A 709-nucleotide genomic window follows, 5' to 3' on the forward strand; every position below is an offset into this window, starting at 1 on the left:
ACCGCACCGCCACCGTGACCTTAGCCGCCGGCACCGCAATTGGTGACACGCTGATCATCACTGATGGCAACGGCAACGAATTGTTCAACGGCCTCGTAACCCAAGCGATGCTTGATAATGGTCAAGCCGTGGAAGTCTCTGTCGCTGCAGGCGATACCCAGGTCAATGTTGATGCACAAGTCATTGATGCCGCCGGTAACCCATCGGCTATCGCCACTGAYAASCAAGACGTTGATAACACTGATGCACCTACTCCAAAYGTTGAGTTTGAAGGCATGGGTGATGACGGTATTTACAGCAGCGATGAAATTGGCGCGGATGGCACCGTCACCGCCACCGTGACCTTAGCCGCKGGCACCAACATCGGTGACACGCTGATCATCACTGATGGTAACGGCAACGAACTCTTTAACGGTCTCGTGACCCAAGCGATGCTTGATAATGGTCAAGCCGTGGAAGTCCCTGTCGCTGCAGGCGATACCCAGGTCAATGTTGATGCACAAGTCATTGATGCCGCCGGTAACCCATCGGCTATCGCCACTGACAACCAAGACGTTGATAACACTGATGCACCTACTCCAAACGTTGAGTTTGAAGGCATGGGTGATGACGGTATTTACAGCAGCGATGAAATTGGCGCGGATGGCACCGTCACCGCCACCGTGACCTTAGCCGCGGGCACCGCAATTGGTGACACGCTGATCATCAC

At 54.3% G+C, this 709-nt stretch carries 1 protein-coding gene; it reads left to right on the plus strand.

The window, feature by feature from the left end; all coding sequences use genetic code 11:
• A partial coding sequence (locus BM739_RS20320; RefSeq protein ID WP_217697860.1) for a hypothetical protein occupies positions 1-709 on the plus strand: 709 nt, incomplete at both ends.

It is taken from the genome of Shewanella sp. UCD-KL21, assembly GCF_001957135.1.
Classification (GTDB): Bacteria; Pseudomonadota; Gammaproteobacteria; order Enterobacterales; family Shewanellaceae; genus Shewanella.